The following is a 19,936-nucleotide window of genomic DNA, read 5'->3' on the forward strand; positions in this document are numbered from 1 at the left end:
TTATAATGTATTTATTTTATTCATTAGAGAATCCAAACGGTAACTACTCTGTTACCGTTTACTTACTTTCATCTTCTTGTTCATGCTCTTTAGCTTTTTGAATTTCTATTCGTTTTATATGATGTGAGTCTTTCGAAATAATTTTAAATTCATATCCTTCGGATTCAACAGACTGTCCTTCTTGCATATGATAATTCTGCATCATGACCCAACCACCAATGGTGTCTACATCTTTATCGTCTAAATGTAAATCTAGTAAGTCATTTAATTCGCTTATTAATACTTTTCCATCTACAATCTTATGAGTTTCACTCACATGTTGGATCGGAGCATGTTCATCTTCATCATACTCATCTCTAATTTCCCCAACAATTTCTTCAAGAATATCCTCAATTGTAACAATACCTGCAGTTCCACCATATTCATCATATAATACAGCTAATGGAATACGTTTCTTCTGCATTTCTAACATTAAATCATGAATTGGAATTGTCTCAATTACTTGAATAACTGGACGTGTGTACGGACGAATTGTATCAAATGATTCTGTACTCTTGTTTATATAACGAATAAAGAAGTCTTCTACATTCACCATACCGATAATCTCGTCTTTATCTTCTCCAAATACAGGATAACGCGTATATTTTTCACTTTGTATTGTATTAATATGTTCCTCTAGAGAATTATCTACGTGTAAACCAATAATTTCTGTACGGGGTACCATAATTTCTTTTGCAATACGATTATCAAATTCAAAAATATTATTTACATATTTATACTCTGCTTGGTTAATTTCACCACGCTCATAACTTTCTGAAAGGATGAGGCGCAACTCTTCTTCTGAGTGTGCAACTTCATGTTCAGATACTGGTTTTAAACCAAATAATTGAGTTAACATTCTTGCTGATCCATTCAATAATCGAATGAATGGATACATAATTTTATAGAACCAAATAAGTGGGGTAGAGAGTAATAATGTCACTTTTTCAGCTTTTTGAATCGCGAATGTTTTGGGTGCCAATTCACCTACTACAACATGTAGATAAGTCATTAAAGTAAATGCAATTGCTAGAGATAAAATGCCTGCGAGAGAAGAATTAATATCCCATCTTTCAAATAAAGGATGTAACAATCTCTCAATCGTTGGTTCACCTAACCAACCTAATCCCATCGCCGTCACTGTAATCCCTAATTGACACGCTGACAAGTATTCATCTAAATTTGATGTTACTTTTTTAGCTGCTAAGGCACCCTTTTTACCTTCTAATACAAATTGATCAACTTTCGAACTTCTAATTTTTACAATCGCAAATTCGGCTGCTACGAAAAAGCCTGTAAAACCAATTAGAACTGCTACCAACACTAGATTCAATATTTCCAACTAATTTTAGTTTCTTAGAAACTAAAGGATCCACCTCCTATAAAAAAACATTCTTATTTATATACTTTTAGTTTTCTTCATTTCCTTGGAAGAAAATCATTACATATTTTACTAATTCCAGAACTGAAATTAATGTAGCGGCTACATATGTTAAGGCAGCGGCTCCTAGTACTTTATTCACACCTTTAGTATCTTGATCAGAAATCATTCCTTCTGCAAGCATTAATTGTTTTGCACGAGCACTCGCATTAAATTCTACTGGCAACGTAATTAATTGAAATGCTACCGCTGCGGAGAAGAAAATAATACCTATCCCTATTAATGAGAAGGCCTGAAACAAGAAGCCACCCAGTAATAAAAATGGTGCAATACCGGATGCAATATTTGCAACAGGCAACATTTTATGCCGAAGGCTTAAGAAACCATACGATTGATCATGTTGAATGGCATGCCCTACTTCATGTGCCGCAGCTGATACAGAGGCAATAGAGTTTCCATAGTTATACATCCTCTGATAGTCGTACCACCCGAACTGTGGGATCATAATGATCTGAAAGTCTTCCTGGGACAACTTCAATTGGTACATGATACAGTCCATTATTATCTAAAATTTTTCGTGCTACCTCAGCACCACTGAGTCCTGAAGAAGCATTTACTTCAGACCACTTATTAAAATTTCCTTTTACTTTAAATTGTGCCCATATGGATAAGCCAAATGCAATTAAAATCAGAAAATCCATCGGGTGAAAGAACATCGATTCATTTCTCCTTTAACTTAAAAATAAAACAAGCGTTTGAATCAGTGTCGTTACTTGACCGGATAGTCCCTTCATATAAAGTTTCTTTTGCTCTTCTGTCAGATTATCCAGTAAAGGCTTCAAATGCATTAGTTCATGTTCTAATTGTTGAAGGTGTCCCGACACATCATTCACTTGTCCTGCAAGTTTATGGTTTAATACTGTTTGATTTTGTTGATTATCTAATACTTTTCTAATCTCACTAAGTTTCATATTTAATTGTTTGCATTTTTCAATGAATTTCAAACGATCCACTGCCGATTCATCGTAGTAACGATAATTTTTATTGGAACGTTTTGCTTCTAATAAGCCTAAATTCGTATAATAATCAATGGTTCTTTTCGAAACCTGAGCCAGCTCTGCCACCTCTCCGATTCGATATCGGTTCCCAATGATCCGTCACCCCTTCACTTAAATTAGCTAAATAATAGCATACAGAAAACCGTACAGTCAAACGTTATAGTTTTTATTTTTCGAAAAATTTACTTCTGTTCAAAAAGTTGACACATCCTCTCTTTTTACACTTAAAATAAAAACGAGGTAGTACCCACTACCTCGTTTGAGATGAAACTTCTATATTTAATTACTTAGTGTACCAAACGATGTAATATGCTGTGAATAAGTCTTGTCTTCATTACATATATTATTTATCGTTTAATGAAAAGAAAATCCGGAATTTTATAGAACTTAGAAGAGATATTAGTGTTAAGAGATTAAAGGTAAGTATTTTTAAATTTATAGAAGCTCAATAATAAATAAAAACTTGCATTTTAAATGTATTAAAGAAAAGGAATCTGCGGCGTATTAATAATCATCCACGTATTCTTTTTTTCTCAACCCAATACTTAATAATTTCACTTATTTTTCCTGAATAAAGAGAGTTCATTAATACCACTATATCTTTCTCCATAATATAAAGCACCTAAATGGATGCTTTATCACTCTTTCACATATACTAATGTCTAAAAGGAGTATGTTATGGAACCTCTAAAATATCTACTGATTATTTTCGTTTTAATTATATTTATATCGATTTGGCTCCATTCATAACTACATTTAGTGATGTTAGTGCAACAAATACATTTGGTGGAGATTTAGCCGATTAGAATCAAGTTCGAACGGCATAAATTTATATAAATATTCATAGTGCATATAATTCTTGTTTATTATGGATAACTATTGAAATGCTTATTTGGGGAATAACTTGATTTTCTTTTTGAGTATTTTTCTTCCATTCAGATTCTGGATTTTCCTTACATTACCAGAATAATGTGTCTTAAATATATTATACTGCTCTTGAGACATCTCTATTGATGTTTCAAATACATACCATTCTACATTTTCAATACATCCACTTGTGGTTAATGAACCTAGATAGTGATAGTATACGGTCTCATGTGGTAGTAATTCTTTAATATCAATATCTATTGTAGTTGTTACTACGTTTTTTTTATTTAAATTATTCAGTATTGTTTGGATCGCAGAGTTTTCACGTCCAATTTTGAAAAAAACACTTAACACAGCTATTCTGCCTACTTGACTTGTGTGTACTAAATGAAGCTCCATTTTATAACAATGACCTTCTATAACATGTTCACTTTCATGTTGCTCTTCCTCTTTGTTCCCTACATGAAAATGAAATTCTTTTAATTGAAAATTTCTTCCGTTAATAATAGCAAAACCACTTTCATCATTATGAACTTTAATTGTATCCCCTTCGTCTTCTATGGAGATGAATGTACGATCATAATTAAGTATTATTTCACCTCGATCTTGCATTTCTACAGCACAATCAGGTTGAATTTTAATAGGTGATTGAAAATCCCCGTAATCAATTGTAGAACAATCATCCGATTTTAATGGTTTAGATTTCATAACTAACACTTTTCCCTTCATTTGTGTCTTCTTTTATAAAATGGCTAATTATATGATAATAAATACATTTCCCAAAAATTATATAAACTCTTTCCTTATTGTTTTTTCATATAACAACAATCAAAACAATAAAGAGGCAATTAGCTAAATAAAATAGACAAGCTTATCAAGATTTAGAATCTTGTCCATTATTCCTACCTCACGAAGGTTATGAGATAATAAAATTAAAATTCTAACAAAAGTAAAAGAGCATAGTTTTATGAAAAATAGCAAGGGGAGGCATTCTTATGTATGTGAGAGTACGAGAACTTCTTACAGCAGAAGAACGAAAGCGTTATATGCAAATCCCCTCTGATATTAGTGAATGGACTTTAAGTACATACTTTACCTTCAGTCAGCACGATAAACAAATCATTAATCGTCATCGGAGGGATTATAATCGACTAGGTTTTGCTATGCAATTAAGTGTTTTACGATATTTAGGTTGGACTTTATCAGATATTGAGCACATTCCTAACGAAGTTTTAGAATTTGTAGCGAGACAAATTGGTGCAAGTACAGAAGACTGGGGGCTATATGCCCAGCGGGAAGCTACAAGGTATGAACATGTAGAAGAAATTCGAAAGGAATATAGTTTTCGTAATTTTACAACTACAGATTATCGAAGATTATCTAAATTTCTTCAATCTCATGCATTAAATAATGGGGATACTACATATCTCATTGAGACAGCATTGCAAGAATTACGCACTTGGCAAGTTATACTTCCTTCAATGGCAGTAATAGAAAGAGCAATATGGGAAACACGTAAAAGAGCTGAAGAAATTATATTTAAAACGCTAACATCTCCTTTATCTCTTTTACAAAAAGAAAAAATAAGCAGTCTACTTCCCTTTATGCCTAATTCTTCAAAAACATATTTAGCTTGGTTAAAAGAAATACCTGGCCAATTTTCACCAGAATCCTTTTTAAAGGTAATTGAGCGTTTAGAGTATATAAAAGGCTTAAAGTTAAATATTGATACAAAAGGTATACATCCTAATCGTTTACGACAATTATCTCGGATTGGGGCACGCTATGAGGCTTATTCATTTCGAAGGTTTAAAGATATAAAAAAGCGTGTTTTAAAAATTGTTATTAAAACACGCTCTTACTATCGTTAAATATTTAGTTATTTTATACTCCTAATCTCATTAAATCATTTGTTACTATAAAAAATATAATTCTAGATTGATAATCTTTGAATTTTATATATTGTTCAAAGAAGTAATTATCGTGACTCCTAATTTAATGCGCCATCATCTCGTGCGCAATATCATGTCCATTCATATCCGATGGGTAATAGGTAGGCCAGTGTATAACTTCATCGAATAAAGCTTCACGGTTGTCACCCCAATACAAGTGGTAGTGATCAGCTTTATTCGGATAAATACCATGATCACTGAATTGAATATACTGAGGAACTCCTTCTGTTTTATCTGCTAGTTTAAATATGTATCTTACACCTCTATTCCCTGCATCATATGTCAAAATTTTGTATCCTTCATAGATATACTTGCCAGAATATTCTTCTTTGTTTTTGTAGAATGTTACAGTATCTCCTTGAATCACGATACGGTTCACATCTGTTTGATATCCTTCATTATAATACTCCTTATATTCTTTGGCTGACATTTTACCTTTATGTTTCGCTTTGTGAGCAAATACCTCATCAAGCGTTCCATCTTGTAAATACGGATATACAGATTGCCAGTCTCCTTTCCAATCGGAGAGTGGTCGATCCTTCACTTGATTGTCTTCAAAATATCCTTCATAAATTCTTTCTGTTGCTTTATCATGAGCATGACTATGATTATGACTGTGATCGTGTTCATTTTTATGTGTATGACTTTCAGTTGTTTGCTCTTGCTTTTCAGAAGGTTTTTCTGCAACTAATGAGAATTGTGTTGCTTCCTTTAAAGTGTTAACATTTTCTTCCATTAAAGTGAAGTAATCTTTATTATTCTTCGCATCGTCTTCAGAAATAGTAGCAAGGTGATTTAATCGTAAAACTTTTGTACCAGTTTCTTTCTGAATAACTGATGCTACTTTTGGAGTAGAAAACGTTTCGAATAATATGTATTTTAACCCGTGTTCTTTAACTGTTTTTGTAATTTCACCAAGCTCTTTTTGAGATGGTTCATCAGAAGCTGAAACCCCAGCGATAGGAATTTGTTTTAAACCATAGCGTTGTTCCCAGTAACCATAGGCTGCATGAGAAACTAAAATTTCTTTCGTTTTTGCATTTGCTACAGCAGCTTTGAATTGATCATCTAAATCTGTAAATTTAGTTTGAAGTGCTGCAAAATTCTTTTCGAATTCTTGTTTATAATTAGGCTGTATTTCTACAAGAGCATTTTTGATTTTTTCAGCTTGTTTCATCGCTAGTATAGGGTCTAACCACACGTGTGGGTCTTTATCGTGATGATGTTCATCTTCTTTATGTCCATCTCCATGATCATGATGTTCATCTTCGGTTGCTGCGCGCAGTTCGATGCCTTTTGATGCATTTACAATTTTAATATTTTCTTTTTGTAATGTTTTTTCCATTTTTTCAGCAAACGGTTCTAATTCTGCACCATTATAAATGAATAAATCGGCTTTCGCAATTTTCACTGTTTGTTTTTGGCTTGGTTCAAATGTATGAGAATCTGCACCAGGTGGATATATTGCTTTAACAGTTATATAGTCACCACCGATTTTTTTTGCGAAATCAGCAAGTGGGAAAATAGTTGTATAAACAGAAAGTTTCTCATCTTTTTTTACTGCACCTTCTTTTTTATTAGAACATCCAGCAAAAATTAAAGTAAAAATAAGTAGAAATGAAAACATAGTTAATTTTTTTTGCATGAAATTCTCCTCTTTTCTTTTTTACAAGTTTATTTCCTCCAATTCTATGAAGAAAATATCGTTTTGATGCAAAACGTAATGATTACGTTTTAGTTTGCGAGCCTAGTATAGTACATCTTTTCGAAATTCGCAATAAATAATAATCATTACGATTTATGTTTGTTATCAACTTATTAAAAAGAATGGTATTAGTTTTTAGTATTTTTTAGCCTTCCACATCGCAATTAGGGGTCACCATACATGCCCATAAACTTAAGAAACTAGTAGTTTCCCAAAACGCAGAAAATGAGTTGAATTCTCATAAATAACTGTAAAGCAATAAAATTTTCATTTTTGGTGACACTTCAAAATATTAGCGTGATGTGCATGCAGTACTCTCCCTATATATTGTTTTCATTCGCTAAAATATAAAGATGACAGCCTACCCTTTTATTCCTTTAAAAGGTAAGCTGTCTTGTTTAAAATAGCTTCAATTTTTTGTGCATTTTTAGCATACATTTCACTTGCCTTTTTCGATTTTGTTTCTAAAGAAAATAGCTCAAGATCAGCATGACATTTTTTTAGAGATGCTAATAATAAAGGTTTGTTTTGAGGAGAATGCATTTGGAGTTTGTCATTGTAAATATCGATAGTGAGTTGTCCATATGAGTCAATTTGACCGAGAAACACATTTTCGATGACAACACCAAGTTTTTCTAATTCAGAATGTAACCAAGCGCGGTTATGCCCACTTGCAGAAAGAGGTTCATCTAGTACATTCCCATCCATAATAACGTTTTGTGGTTCTTTTTCATTTGGCACTTTTAAACCGAGATTTTTTGCAGTAAGTGGTTGAGAATCTTTCTTTAATAACACATTTAATTCTCCGCTCGGTTCTAAGACAGCAAATTCGACTTCAGCTATACTGAATGCACCATTACCTCTAAGAAGTTCGAGTAACTCATCACTTGTATATTTTTCTTTCTTTAAATTATCTTCAAGTACTTTGCCATCCTTTATTAAAACTGTAGACTTCCCTTCAAAAAAATCTCGAGCCGTTTTGTTTTTTAAAGAAAGAATTCCGACAAAAAAAGGAAACGATGCGAAAGTAAGTATGGCAAAAACGCCGTGGAAAAACTTTTGGTCTAGCCCTGTAGATACTTGCCCCGCGATACTACCAATTGTCATTCCCGCTATGTACTCAAAAAAGGAAAGGTGAGAAATTTGCCTTTTTCCTAAACATTTTGTGATAGCGAATAAAACAATTAATATGAATACAGAGCGGAGAATAACAAGCGTCCATTCGGGTAGGTGAGACATAGTCATTTCCTCCAATCTACTTAACACCATTTATATTAATGTTCTTCACTTTCTAATATTGAAACTCTATCCTTTAAATCAGAGATGATACTGTCCATTTCTAGTATACATTCATGAAATACGCGTTTTGCTTCATCGTTCTGTAGAATTTAGGGAAAAAGAGCTTAAGCTTGTTTGAGTTCCCCTTTTACTAGCAAGGCAAGTTTTTACGCTAGCGATAACAGTCATACAAACACCCCCATTAGCTGCCCATGAGGCTAACACACAGTATGAAAGAATACATTATTCTTTCATGATAGTTAGGCAAGAAAATGTTATTCTCTTTGAAAAAATGTACGGATACCTTAAAGGTTTATCTTTTTTACGGTATAATCAACTCGAACCTGCTGGGTAGATTCTGAAAAAATATAGGGAAATTTTTTCCATCAGGATGGAAATTGACAATTTCAGCCTGAGTTAGTGTTACGAAATTGTGTCCCATGTAATCATCTGCATTGAATGTATCTTCCTCCGCTATGTGCCCCCCAATAACTAATACTTCAAAATCATTAAGAACCATAGTTTAGAAGTTACGAACTAGGTGTACGTGAATGTCACCTTGAGCGCTACTTACACCATCATTATTCCTTTTATGCCACATTTGACGTGTTTCTCGAATACTGCTTGGTGAAAATCCTGCCTGTGCAATAAGGGTACCACGAATTTCTAATTCATCATTATCTTCATCACCTCCTGTGTCTAGGACAACAATTCCGTGAAGTGCAACTTCAATAGCTTTACCCATAAATTTTTCATCTTCTATTAAGAGTAATAAAAGTATATATTTGTAACATTCATTAACGTAACCGTAAATGTATTTAAATATTCATTGTGCCTTCTCAACACCCTCACTAAATCGTGCTTTCATCAGGTCTATCAATTATGAGTGTCGGAAATATGAGAGGGAATCCCCAACAACATATCCTACTAAGCATATAAAAAAGATATTCCCCATCTCCCTTTCAAAATATAAAGGACACCTATTCCTAAAACAGCTTTACTTGCCGCTTTAATGAATTGGTGTCCTCTAGTTTTCTAGCCGGACTATATTCTGTTTGCTTTCACTTTTAAATAATTATTTGTTAACTGTTCTATTAAATCACTCTATTCATCGTTCCCTTCCAATTCCTCACTCTCTTCACGAATTTGTCCAATTAATGAAATTACAGAACCAACTGCTTGAACCCAACTTCCTATAATATCTATTAGTTTCCCTTCTTCATTTTCATTAGTTTTTATATTTACCTGAGTGTCTATATCTTTCTCCCCATCATTTACATTACCTTCTTTATTAGATCGGTCCTCATTCCTGATACTTTTTAATTGTTCAATACCTCCTATTGCTTGTAACGAATTCCCAATTGATTGTAATAAGTTTCCTATAATATTTAAGGATTCATCTTTATCGGATGTATCCTCAAATTCATCTGCTAATGCTGTAAGTCCACCCAAAGCCTGTGTCCAATTCCCAGCAATCACTAATTTAATTTGTGTTTCTTCTTTAAACTCAATAATCAATCCGGATATTACAGTAACATTACCAATCGATTGGATTTCATTACCAATTTGTTCAAGCGACACTTCTCCTTGACCATCAGCTTCTAAAGCATTTCCAACAGCTTGCAATACGTTTCCATAAACATTTAAATCCTTTCTTACATTACTGCTTATAAAATCAAAAGGCGTACTTCCAATAGCGGAAGTAATAGTTCCAATTGCTGCTACCCATGCACCAAATATTTCTTTAAATTGGTTTTCCATTTAAAACATATCCCAGCATTAAGTAATTAATATAATCCTATTCAATTTCCCATCTTACGGTTAATAATTTCAAATTTCTCTTTACTTTCTTATTTTATAATAACGTCTTATAAAAGTATTTTTAGGAATTATGCAAATTTGTTAAACGTAATTCTATATTGATTTTATACATCTTACTAAATCAACTTTATAAACCAACTACATCTTTAAATTTATTAAAATACTTAAAAATCATTATCCGCTCCACACAATGTAAAATGTTCAAAAAGCTCATATTGATCAGCGAAACATTCTAAACATTTTGGACAGATATACATTTGTATCACCACTTTCTTTTAAAATAAAACTTTCATTAAATTCTATCCCCATATAACTCTTCCAATTCTGTTTATACTCTAACTGTAATTTTAAGTTACATACCACTTATATTAAAAAGAATATTTTGTTAAAAATTAATTATTTCTTTAATTCTATTAAGCTTGTCTAAGTTATTATCATTTAGTGTTTCTCGATCAATATAGTTACTTGCCCTTCTAAGCGTATTCATCGCTTCTATATAGTGAGAATGCTTACCTTAGCAACCATTTGGATACCTTCAAAAGAAGCATCACATATATACCTGGTATCTTCGAATAGTTCTTTCCAATTTTCCTTTAAGTACAACCCCATGTAATACTCTATATCTTTGTCACAAGATAGATTAAATAAACTGTTATTTCAGTTAATTTAATGATATTTTCTTTCATTTCCCCTCTACCAATGAATAAAACTCAATATTCCGTTAACATTATAGATGGAGGAATTTTTATATACCCATTAATTCCTCCCTTTCTTTAAGGGCTGGACAGTTAACTTTCGTTAGCTATCCTTGATTCATTCGAATAATCATCATAACTTTGCGCATACTATCCATAGGCTGCTTTCTTAACAGTGTTTGCAGCCGGAACCTTTTAATCGGAGCAGTTAGCTTTTGCTAGCTGCTCTTGCTTCTTAAAAAATTCTTTAAATGCGTTTTCCCAATGAGTACACATTATCCAGTCCCCCTTGAATAAATCCATAAACATTGTCCATACTATAAATACACTTGAGTTCTGAACTTCCTTCTTAACGTTTTTTTTGGAGAGCAGTTAATTTTGCTAACTGCTCTTTATTTGTAAAAAAGCACTCAATGAACTGGACTCACATATAATATTTTGAGTTCCTTTCTCTATAAAATAGTCGTTATAAAATAGGTCTCATCACGAGGGCACTTTTCTAAGTGCTCTTTTTGCGCTTCGAATTAATATAAAATGAAATCTTTATATACATAAATACCTGACTAAATACTAAAATAATTAAAAACTTAGGTGGTATTCAATGAAAACAGTACTCACGACCCTTAAATATTTATTAATTACACTTGGAATTACTTGCTTAGTTATTCTAGGTTACATATGGTATTTTACACATTAATTTAAATAGCGTTTTTATAAAAAACTTTGCACCCTTAAATCAGACAAGCATATATTATTGTATGGGGCACTCCAGTCCATACGTTCAAACCTTTTAGTCTAGGAGCACACCTATATGTGTGCTCTTTTTTTATTAAAGAAAAATTTCATTTAAATCCATACAATGATTTCATGTCTTGACATACACTACTACCTTTCAAAATAATGTGAGTTCATTATTTTCGTTATAATGAGGTATAAGGAGCGCTCTTTTTACTTAAATAAAGAATTTGTTTGAACCCATTCACCAATTTCATACTTTTACATACTTTAATACTACCTTTTTGTATAATGTGAGTTCGTCACTTTCGTTATAATGAGGTATAAAGAGCGCCCTGGATGGTGCTCTTTAATTTTCAAGTAATTACGAGAGCGGATTTTATTATGTTGTACAAGCACTACTTCGCTTTATTAAATAGACTATATAGATATCTAATAGAAGGGAGCTTTAAATTCATATGGCTGATTACTTTTATAAAGAAGGTAAAAAATATTATAAAAATCAATCGCATTCGAACGACCAAAAAAACAACTGTTTTATTGAAACTCATACGATAGCTGGTTCTGCAGAAAATACAAATGGAAATATACCTATATCTGTTTTCCTTGAAACCACCGCTCCACAAATTGTATTTGAGGATTTAACAAACAATCATAATAAAACATTAATTCAGTTATTCGTTGTGGGTATGAGTGCACCCGTTCAAGTAACTATTCTAACAAGAAGATCTAGCGTACCAATTACTACTACATTACAACCTGTTCAAACAAAAATATTTCAAGTTGAAGATTTTCAAAGTCTTACTCTTACAAAACAGGAAGGCCCTACTAGTGTAGTTAGTTTATTTATTCAAAAAACGTTTTGTATCTGCTGTAATGATAATAACGATTCATGTGATGAATATTACCACGAGTGCAATTAATAGATTAAATCACCAGAAGAACCCTTTATATAAAGGGTTCTTTTTCTTTCACTCCCCTCATTTCCTCGTTTTTTATTAAAATAACTATTTTGTTATAAAGTTACTGCTTTTACCGAAGTTTTGTTTTTCTCTAATTGCTCAATCGCCATTTGTAGTCCTAACCAGTAGCCTATTAAACGACATGGTAACCTTTTACTTAAATTTCAAATTACTTCCAACTATCTTCGCAAAAAGCTGTTAACTTTTCAGTAAAATAACCTAAATTAAATCCTTTAATATTTTCTAATGTCGCTGGACATGTAAGGGTGTACACCGCTTCGCCAATATCACCTGAATTGAACTACCCCCACTTTCACTTCGTTTAGAAGTGAGGGATTCCTAAGTAAAGAGTTCTATCGAACTCTAATTGATTAGGCTAACCCCGCAGTCCTTGCGGTTAGAAGCCTTATCGCTTCATTCTTTAGATTGATACTTGCGTTAATATCCCTATCATGGTGTGTACGACAAGAAGGACAGTCCCATTCACGTAGGTTCAGATTTTTAACATCTTTATTTTGATATCCACAACAAGAACATAATTGGCTGGAAGCAAATGTTTTCGATACGACAATAACTTGTTTGCCATACCATTTTGCTTTATATTCCAACATAGTTCGAAACTGTGACCAAGACACCTCACTAATTGCTTTTGCTAACTTATGATTCTTTAACATATTCGATACTTGCAAATCTTCTATACCGATAACATCGTGGTTTTTGATGATTCCGGTTGAGATTTTGTCCAAGTAATCTTTTCTAGCATTTGATATGTATTCATGAATTCTAGCTACTTTTACTCGTTGTTTATTCCAGCGAGAAGATCCTTTCATTCTTCTAGAAAGAACACGCTGTGCTTTCGCCAGCTTATCTTCTAATGATCGGAAAAACTTTGGATTTTTATAGGGTTTTCCATCTGACAAAATAGCGAAATCTTTTAGTCCTACATCTATTCCAATGTAAGAATGTGTTTTCGGAAGTTCTTGTACTTCTGTTTCAACTAATAGTGACACAAAATATCTGCCAGAAGGTTTTCGTCTAGCAGTCGCATTTACAATACGTCCCTCTACTTCGCGACTTTTAGCAAATCGAACAAGGCCTAGTTTCGGCAACTTTATTTTGTTCCCTACAACGGCAATATTTTCATTTGTTTGTTTTGTGGTGTAAGATTGTACGTTGTTCTTCTTAGATTTAAAACGCGGTCCGCTGTTTTGTTTTTTGAAAAAGCGCGTATACGCATCCGCAAGGTTGCGAACAGACGACTGAATCGCAATACTATCCACTTCTTTTAGCCAAACAAACTCTTTCTTCATGGCAGGAAGTTTGGCAGAGCATGTACCATAGGTCAAGCCTTTTCCTGTCTCTTTGTATGCGTGATCCCATAAGGATAAGAAATGATTGAATACAAAGCGGGAACAACCAATCGTTTTGTTAATTAGAATTGCTTGTGCTTGATTTGGATAGATACGAAACTTATAGGCTTTATTGATCATCATTCCATTCACCTCCATTTCGGTATATAACTATTATACACCGAACGTACATTCGGTAAATAGTGAAGTAATACTTTCTGTATGTCGAACAATTAAGATGGCTTCCTGCCATCCCTTGTTCAAAGCCAATTCATCTCCCACCTACTTCACTGGGCTAGGACCCTTCACGCTCCTTGAGGAAGGAGTCTTCTTGGCTAAAATGATAAATACGTTATATCCTGCAAGAACAAATTTAGTACGATCCATATTCGTTGCAGGCTTGCCTCAATAAACATTCACTCCATAGTCTCACAATATATAAAAAAGAGAACTCGACGGTCCTCTTTTTTACTATTCATCTTCTTATTAAAATTATTTCTCTAACACCCGATATTAATCTGCAATTCTTGTTACGACTATAGACGAATTTCCATAAGTAGAAATTTCACCTTGTGCAAAATCAATTATAATACTTAATGAATCATTTGCATTTAATCTAATTATTATTGTTTTTCCAATGGTATATGCATTCGTAACGGATACAGGGACATCTGCACTTATAGATGTTGTGCCTTCAAATTCACTTTCTTGAACAGGTGTAAGGTCATTAATATATAACCTGAATCTTAAGATAGTATCTACAGGCGTTAAATCGCGATTAAAGAGCCTTGCTGTTAAATTCATACTAATTTCATATATACCATCATTCAATACTTGAATACTATTATTTAATAAATCAAGATTCGTTCCTAAGGATGGACCAGGATCCTGGAAAACTACTTTTTGGCCTACATTCGCTGTACGAAGTATAGTAGATCTATCATACAAGGCTCCATAAGCTATAATACTTCCGCCTGTTACACCAGTAGGTCCTGTAGGGCCAGTTATACCAATTCCAGTTTCCCCTGTTATACCTGTAGGTCCTGTCGCTCCCGTTTGGCCAGTTAATCCTGTAATCCCAGTCGGGCCTGTAGGTCCTGTCGCTCCCGTCAGGCCAGTGAATCCTGTGATCCCAGTCGGACCTGTAGGCCCTGTCGCTCCAGTGGGTAAAGTAAATGGAGGAATAGGTGGCAATGTCGGACCAAGTAAATTCGGATCAAACGCTGATCCACTCAAAAACTCATTTTTTTCATTCATGTACACACCTCCTTACAATGCTTGCACTTATCATAATTATTAAATGTTCCATACTACATAAATGATCTTTACATAAGCGGAATCTCTCTTTTTTTATTTTCATTCGATAAAATAGTTGTAGCCATTTTCATTATGGCCGTTTCTAAAATCTTACATTTCATCATTAAAGGAACTATATAATAGGTAAAATTTAAAATTTTTAGTATTTAGGTTTTATCGGTTTAATCGTACTTGGTGCCAGTGCAGCGGCATTAGGTGGAGAGGACGACAAGAAAGAAAAAGGTTCTACTGATCCAAAACAAGAAACACAAGCAACGGCTGCTAAAGAAGAGACAAAAAAGAAGAAGCTCTCAAAAATAAACCTGGAGTTAGCTCCTGCTGTTTTGAATTCGACCAAATTCAAAACAGCAGGAGCTACAGTGAAGTTAAAACTATCATTGGTAATGACGGAGAAAAGACACTCAAGTTCATATGAAATGTTTGCTGAAGGATGTGAACCAGTTAAAGGCACCATTTCAGTTTCTCTAAAAGAAATCTTCAGTTTTTAAGACTGTGTCAAACTCATCATCTAAAGTTGCTAATGATACATTATGTATTTGTTCAGACATAAAAATAGGCTGTAGAGAAAATTTTCTTTACAGGCTGAGAAAACACTTCTCTTAAGATAGAGAAGTGTTTTCCCTTCATTATTGATTAGAGCTAGAAGATTGTAATTTTTTTGCAGCTGATTGTGCATTTTGTTTTTGCACAGAATGCACATCTGTTTCAGTTGCAAACTCTGTACCATAGCTAGCATTTGTACTTTGAATGCTAGCACCAGAAGTTTCCTTGTTATAACCTTGTTGTTTTTTGTTCATTTTTCTCACCTCCACAATTAATAATGTAACCAACCCATTTGAAACCTATTCTTAATTATATTTTTAAACTTCCACATATTATTTTAATGTTCATTGAAGCTATATATTATAGAGATGAAATGATGTAAATAACTATCCTTATTTAAGTATTTCTATAATTATCAATGAGGAAGATGAAAAGAGATACGAAGTTTTAAACACCAGTTTTCATACTAATGATGCAGTAGCAATGATAAAAACGGACGGTTTTGCTACAACCAGGGCAAATACACCGATCTCAACAGTAAAAAACATGGATGGTAATATTCAAGTATTCCGCTTACCTTTAGAACTGGAATATTAGGTATTTTCTTGTAAGCGTGCTGCTTCAGTAGAAAAAATCCTTTCCCTTGTAAAGTTGTTTTTGGAATCATTGACAATAAATTTCATGTGGAGTTTAAATAGAAAAGAAGATGCTACTCAATTTAAGCCCCATCTTCCTTGAGTTATATAAACATCACTTCTCTATATTGTTTATAGGAACAAGTACATTCATTGCTTCCACTGTTAGAAATTATTCTCCCCTTTGTTTATCTTCATGTTTATAAATGTAGCGCACTTTAAGTGCAATATAAAGCTTCATTCCCTAAGTAGTAGATATTGTATTTCCACAAGCCATATTTCTACCAGAATATCTTATTGCCCTGCTTTAAAATCAAATGTATCAAATCTTTTAAAGGTCTCTAATGGACTTTCCCCTTGAATTGCTTGTCTAATAACATCTGCAGCTATTTCATTAGGTACTCTCTTCATCTCGGCCGTAAACTGATGCACAACATCAGTTTACGGCCGAGATGAAATAGTACGATTTGCTAATTCATTTATCCAGTATAAAAAAGCAGTTGGATTAGCGTTAAATACAGATATCCCTGCAGCTACTACTCCCTGTAATACATCAGTTTCTGCAATGTCATCAGACCAATCTGTAACCCAATCACCCTTTTCAATTTTGTGTTCTAATTCAAACTTATTTGTCAGGTATCCAGTGTGAGACAGTTTTCTATTGTTTCACTTCAAAAATAGACTGGCCCATCCAGTTTCAGCATACATATTTCTCTAACAAATTTAATTCAGAAAGGACAGACGAACATGGAAAGGGTCTACACTGATACAGTAAGGGAAATGCTTAACGGCTGCTACATCTAATTTAGCTGGTCAATTTTTAGCAAGTAACGGCACAAGTTTTGCAGTATCTAGGATCCCATCTCCTTCCAACTAGCAAATACAGTAAATCAAATTTTTGAAGGCACCATAAGGCTTTTCTTTTTTTAAAAGGACCTGCTCAATTACTTTATAAAAGCATAAAGTACAGTGACCCCGTTAAGACACTTGAGTTACCCCTTGTTTTACCCTCTTACCATAAGGAGGAAAATTTATGAGTTACGGTGGTAGTTGTGGCGGCGGATTTGCTGGTGGCTTTGCTTTATTGGTTGTATTATTTATTTTATTAATCATAGTTGGAGCTGCTTGTTTCTGCTAAAAAACTATTAGAAAAGACACTCTTATATGAGTGTCTTTTCTTTATTTCTAAACAGACTTACTTATTCATTCCATAAAAACTTACAGTACTGTAAAGCCATAAAAATATTAATCTATCCCATTGTTAGGTCTTCTAATTAAAACGAATCATCGTTATTACTTAACTTCTAATACATTTTTCCTAACTTAATTGCAAACTTGCTAGCCCCTTTTTTGTTTCTCTCTGTTACATAATCCTGAAAAAAATTTCAGCTGATTGATGGAGATATGATTATTTATGTAATCCGCACACAAACGTCCTGTTCTTGTAGTAATTGGATAGTTAATTCTAATACAATATTTTGCATTAACTGATAAAGCTTATCATGAGTTTTACTTTCTTCTGATATAAGTTCAATACATTGAAATATATAACCTTCTACACATAAGCTTCCTTTTTCAACTATAAATGGATTTTGCCCTTTCTTTATTATTTTTGGCAATAGGAATTCTTTTTTTGTCAAAATAATTTCCTGTGCTATCTCCTTTATTTCTATAATTTTCTCTTTAAAAACTACCTTTTCTATTAAACTAATTTCACCTTTATACCTCCCTATCTCTATTGGTAGTTTCGCAGCTATTAAATTATTTACATCCGCTTCAACTTCCCTCTCTAATAATATACCGTGGATAGGAATCCACGAAGATGTTCCTACCCTACTCTCTTTCATATTCCTTTTTGCTTTTTGATTAGAAAGTTCTAAAAGCACTCTCTTTTCATGAAGTTTGGAAGAAACTAAATTACAATTAATTTCTCCATGATAATATTGCGTTGTAGTTACTAACTTAGAATCCAATTCACGCCTTCTTGCATCTTTTTCATTACGAAATACAAATACTTCTTGATTTTTCACATTAATATTGGGCGGTTTTATAAAACTAGTAACATCCGAAATAATAGAAAATGGAATTTTAACTTTTATTGAACGTACTGAAGTCTCTATTTTCAATCCTGAATCTATACTTTTTTTCTTTGATTCTTTCTCAAATTTAAATGCCTTAGTTTCTTTTTTTGAATTTGGTTCTTTACTTTTTTTCTCTGCTTGTATTGCTCTCGCTTTTTTCTCTGATTTTTCATTTTTCTTATTTTCTCTTATTTCGCGTGAATCATCTTGAGCATTTAGTATCTCCCCTTTATAAACTATGTTCCATATCCCCTTACCAACCCATGGCTTAACCAACACCTTCACCCCCACTTATGAAACTCCTAAAAATATGTTTTCATACGCGACCATTTCATCATTATATATGTTTTATAATAATAAAAAAGACAATGTTTTTTTGTTTTATACTTGTACTTGAAAGATCCTACAGTAAGACCTAGTACAATTTTTTATGAAGAGTATCAAATGTTTCGTTTAATTCTGTTGGACAAGGAGAAAAGCCTAATTCAAAGAATTGAGCAATGACTAATTCGCAGCATGATTGTTCTTAATAAAAAGCTGTATTTTTAAAAACCTAATTATTTTAGTTTGGTAAATCATCGTTTTTAGGATTAATAAAACGATGTGTAGTATCTGAGGAAGAAGTCACTAATGCTAATGATCGAAAATCATCTTCTGTCAAACCAGAAAATGGAACATTTACATTCCAATTAAATGGCACTGAATTACATCCACTGCCTGCATGTTCAATGTTTTTACGAATATATCCTTATACAAACAATTTTGCTCTTATAACTCGGTGGAATCTGTACCTGGTACTGGAGTGAATGCTACAGGAACTAACTTACATTGTGATAAAAATACATTTTTTTATACACGTTTAATTCCGGCTTCTGAGGAAGGATTCTTAGGGTGCCATTTCTTTACATATAAAAATAATCCCACTTAAAATAGGTGGATTACTGCTGCTACAAGATTAATCCTGTAGCTATCTTTTCCATTTGTAAGTTCATAACAATTATTAGCATTGAAAAAATAACAAATAGATATGCCTAAACACTATACAAAAATAAAGAAAAAAAACGTATCGGGATGACAACATGTAATGTTAACAAATAAAGATAAAATTTCTATTCAATTTAGGTAAATGAAGCGAAAAAAGATGGTATTATTAAGCCACTTTCATATTTACATAAAAAATCCACACTTAACTAGACTCCTATACTCACACCATCCTTTCTAGACGAGCATAAGATATACTGACGAACGAAAGGGGGTAATTTTATGGGTTTTGGTTTTGGTGGAGCTTGTGATTTCAATAGATGTGATAATCGGAGAGATCATCACCGAAAAGAAGAAAACATTAGACAGGTGAATAATAATCCAGAGTTATTACAATTCTTAAGAACATTAACTCCTGGTACTTGCATTGTTCTTCAATATGATTGCCAACCACCTACAAGTGCAACATTCCAAGGTTTTCAAGGAAACAACGTAATTATTTTATCTGACTTCGATTGTTTCCCAGGATTGGCACGT

Annotated in this window: 14 protein-coding genes and 10 pseudogenes; 5 read left to right on the top strand and 19 right to left on the bottom strand. The window is 32.9% G+C overall.

Annotation, left to right across the window (positions count from 1 at the left end):
* Window positions 1-58: 58 nt before the first annotated feature.
* From ACTFN4_RS28055 to ACTFN4_RS28070, 4 genes and pseudogenes are all read right to left on the bottom strand, one after another.
* Window positions 59-1,381 (bottom strand): hemolysin family protein, encoded by a 1,323-nt coding sequence (locus ACTFN4_RS28055; protein ID WP_439963143.1) that lies wholly within the window; start codon window positions 1,379-1,381, stop codon window positions 59-61.
* A 67-nt stretch (window positions 1,382-1,448) separates the two neighbouring features.
* Window positions 1,449-2,136: pseudogene (locus ACTFN4_RS28060) on the bottom strand (zinc metallopeptidase).
* A gap of 15 nt (window positions 2,137-2,151) precedes the next feature.
* Entirely contained in the window at window positions 2,152-2,571 is a 420-nt protein-coding gene (locus ACTFN4_RS28065; RefSeq protein WP_098281857.1) for a MerR family transcriptional regulator, read from the bottom strand.
* 795 nt (window positions 2,572-3,366) lie between these two features.
* A complete protein-coding gene (locus tag ACTFN4_RS28070; RefSeq protein WP_324656904.1) occupies window positions 3,367-4,074 on the bottom strand; it encodes a carbonic anhydrase family protein in 708 nt (235 codons plus the stop codon).
* 266 nt (window positions 4,075-4,340) lie between these two features.
* Here ACTFN4_RS28070 and ACTFN4_RS28075 point away from each other — a divergent pair.
* Window positions 4,341-5,186 (top strand): annotated as a pseudogene (locus ACTFN4_RS28075) (DUF4158 domain-containing protein); the annotation flags it as partial.
* A gap of 154 nt (window positions 5,187-5,340) precedes the next feature.
* Here the strand turns inward: ACTFN4_RS28075 and ACTFN4_RS28080 are convergent.
* The 7 genes and pseudogenes from ACTFN4_RS28080 to ACTFN4_RS28110 all read right to left on the bottom strand — a co-directional run.
* Window positions 5,341-6,033 carry a ZinT family metal-binding protein gene (locus tag ACTFN4_RS28080; RefSeq protein ID WP_422850990.1) on the bottom strand — a complete coding sequence of 231 codons (693 nt, stop codon included), beginning with the start codon at window positions 6,031-6,033 and terminating at the stop codon, window positions 5,341-5,343.
* Window positions 6,013-6,942: pseudogene (locus ACTFN4_RS28085) on the bottom strand (metal ABC transporter substrate-binding protein); the annotation flags it as partial. The gene ACTFN4_RS28080 and the pseudogene ACTFN4_RS28085, both read right to left, overlap by 21 nt.
* A gap of 429 nt (window positions 6,943-7,371) precedes the next feature.
* On the bottom strand, window positions 7,372-8,241 hold the full coding sequence (locus ACTFN4_RS28090; protein ID WP_098853025.1) for a DUF421 domain-containing protein: 870 nt from the start codon (window positions 8,239-8,241) through the stop codon (window positions 7,372-7,374).
* 35 nt (window positions 8,242-8,276) lie between these two features.
* A pseudogene (locus ACTFN4_RS28095) lies at window positions 8,277-8,469 on the bottom strand (DUF1657 domain-containing protein).
* Between the two features lie 334 nt (window positions 8,470-8,803).
* Window positions 8,804-9,025, bottom strand: a complete 222-nt coding sequence (locus tag ACTFN4_RS28100; RefSeq protein WP_439963144.1) for a hypothetical protein — start codon at window positions 9,023-9,025, stop codon at window positions 8,804-8,806.
* A 359-nt stretch (window positions 9,026-9,384) separates the two neighbouring features.
* Window positions 9,385-10,041 carry a DUF6944 family repetitive protein gene (locus ACTFN4_RS28105; RefSeq protein ID WP_098853023.1) on the bottom strand — a complete coding sequence of 219 codons (657 nt, stop codon included), beginning with the start codon at window positions 10,039-10,041 and terminating at the stop codon, window positions 9,385-9,387.
* Window positions 10,042-10,486: 445 nt separating this feature from the next.
* A pseudogene (locus tag ACTFN4_RS28110) lies at window positions 10,487-10,743 on the bottom strand (hypothetical protein); the annotation flags it as partial.
* 1,246 nt (window positions 10,744-11,989) lie between these two features.
* On the opposite strand from ACTFN4_RS28110, the gene ACTFN4_RS28115 reads away from it, so the two are divergent.
* Window positions 11,990-12,454 carry an exosporium protein D gene (locus ACTFN4_RS28115; RefSeq protein ID WP_098282269.1) on the top strand — a complete coding sequence of 155 codons (465 nt, stop codon included), beginning with the start codon at window positions 11,990-11,992 and terminating at the stop codon, window positions 12,452-12,454.
* 92 nt (window positions 12,455-12,546) lie between these two features.
* On the opposite strand, the pseudogene ACTFN4_RS28120 reads toward ACTFN4_RS28115, so the two are convergent.
* The 5 genes and pseudogenes from ACTFN4_RS28120 to ACTFN4_RS28140 form a co-directional block, all read right to left on the bottom strand.
* A pseudogene (locus ACTFN4_RS28120) lies at window positions 12,547-12,794 on the bottom strand (hypothetical protein); the annotation flags it as partial.
* A 70-nt stretch (window positions 12,795-12,864) separates the two neighbouring features.
* Window positions 12,865-13,986, bottom strand: coding sequence for an IS200/IS605 family element RNA-guided endonuclease TnpB (gene tnpB, locus ACTFN4_RS28125; RefSeq protein ID WP_439963145.1), 1,122 nt, complete (start codon window positions 13,984-13,986; stop codon window positions 12,865-12,867).
* Window positions 13,987-14,355: 369 nt separating this feature from the next.
* On the bottom strand, window positions 14,356-15,099 hold the full coding sequence (locus tag ACTFN4_RS28130; protein ID WP_439963146.1) for an exosporium leader peptide-containing protein: 744 nt from the start codon (window positions 15,097-15,099) through the stop codon (window positions 14,356-14,358).
* Between the two features lie 199 nt (window positions 15,100-15,298).
* Window positions 15,299-15,613: a hypothetical protein gene (locus ACTFN4_RS28135; RefSeq protein WP_439963147.1), complete on the bottom strand. Its 315-nt coding sequence runs from the start codon at window positions 15,611-15,613 to the stop codon at window positions 15,299-15,301.
* 181 nt (window positions 15,614-15,794) lie between these two features.
* Window positions 15,795-15,971 (bottom strand): annotated as a pseudogene (locus ACTFN4_RS28140) (gamma-type small acid-soluble spore protein); the annotation flags it as partial.
* 133 nt (window positions 15,972-16,104) lie between these two features.
* Here ACTFN4_RS28140 and ACTFN4_RS28145 point away from each other — a divergent pair.
* Window positions 16,105-16,400: pseudogene (locus tag ACTFN4_RS28145) on the top strand (hypothetical protein).
* A gap of 181 nt (window positions 16,401-16,581) precedes the next feature.
* On the opposite strand, the pseudogene ACTFN4_RS28150 reads toward ACTFN4_RS28145, so the two are convergent.
* Window positions 16,582-16,985 (bottom strand): annotated as a pseudogene (locus tag ACTFN4_RS28150) (hypothetical protein); the annotation flags it as partial.
* A gap of 385 nt (window positions 16,986-17,370) precedes the next feature.
* Between ACTFN4_RS28150 and ACTFN4_RS28155 the strand changes: the two are divergent.
* Complete coding sequence (locus tag ACTFN4_RS28155) at window positions 17,371-17,475, top strand: YjcZ family sporulation protein (RefSeq protein WP_098282266.1); 105 nt, start codon at window positions 17,371-17,373, stop codon at window positions 17,473-17,475.
* Between the two features lie 274 nt (window positions 17,476-17,749).
* On the opposite strand, the gene ACTFN4_RS28160 is transcribed toward ACTFN4_RS28155, so the two are convergent.
* Complete coding sequence (locus tag ACTFN4_RS28160) at window positions 17,750-18,694, bottom strand: BC_2427 family protein (protein WP_439963148.1); 945 nt, start codon at window positions 18,692-18,694, stop codon at window positions 17,750-17,752.
* A gap of 139 nt (window positions 18,695-18,833) precedes the next feature.
* Window positions 18,834-19,267, bottom strand: a pseudogene (locus ACTFN4_RS28165) (DUF7852 domain-containing protein); the annotation flags it as partial.
* Between the two features lie 414 nt (window positions 19,268-19,681).
* Here ACTFN4_RS28165 and ACTFN4_RS28170 point away from each other — a divergent pair.
* A partial coding sequence (locus tag ACTFN4_RS28170) for a hypothetical protein (RefSeq protein WP_439963150.1) occupies window positions 19,682-19,936 on the top strand: 255 nt, incomplete at its 3' end.

This window comes from Bacillus cereus group sp. MYBK95-2, from assembly GCF_051915225.1.
In the GTDB taxonomy this organism is placed as follows: domain Bacteria; phylum Bacillota; class Bacilli; order Bacillales; family Bacillaceae_G; genus Bacillus_A; species Bacillus_A cereus.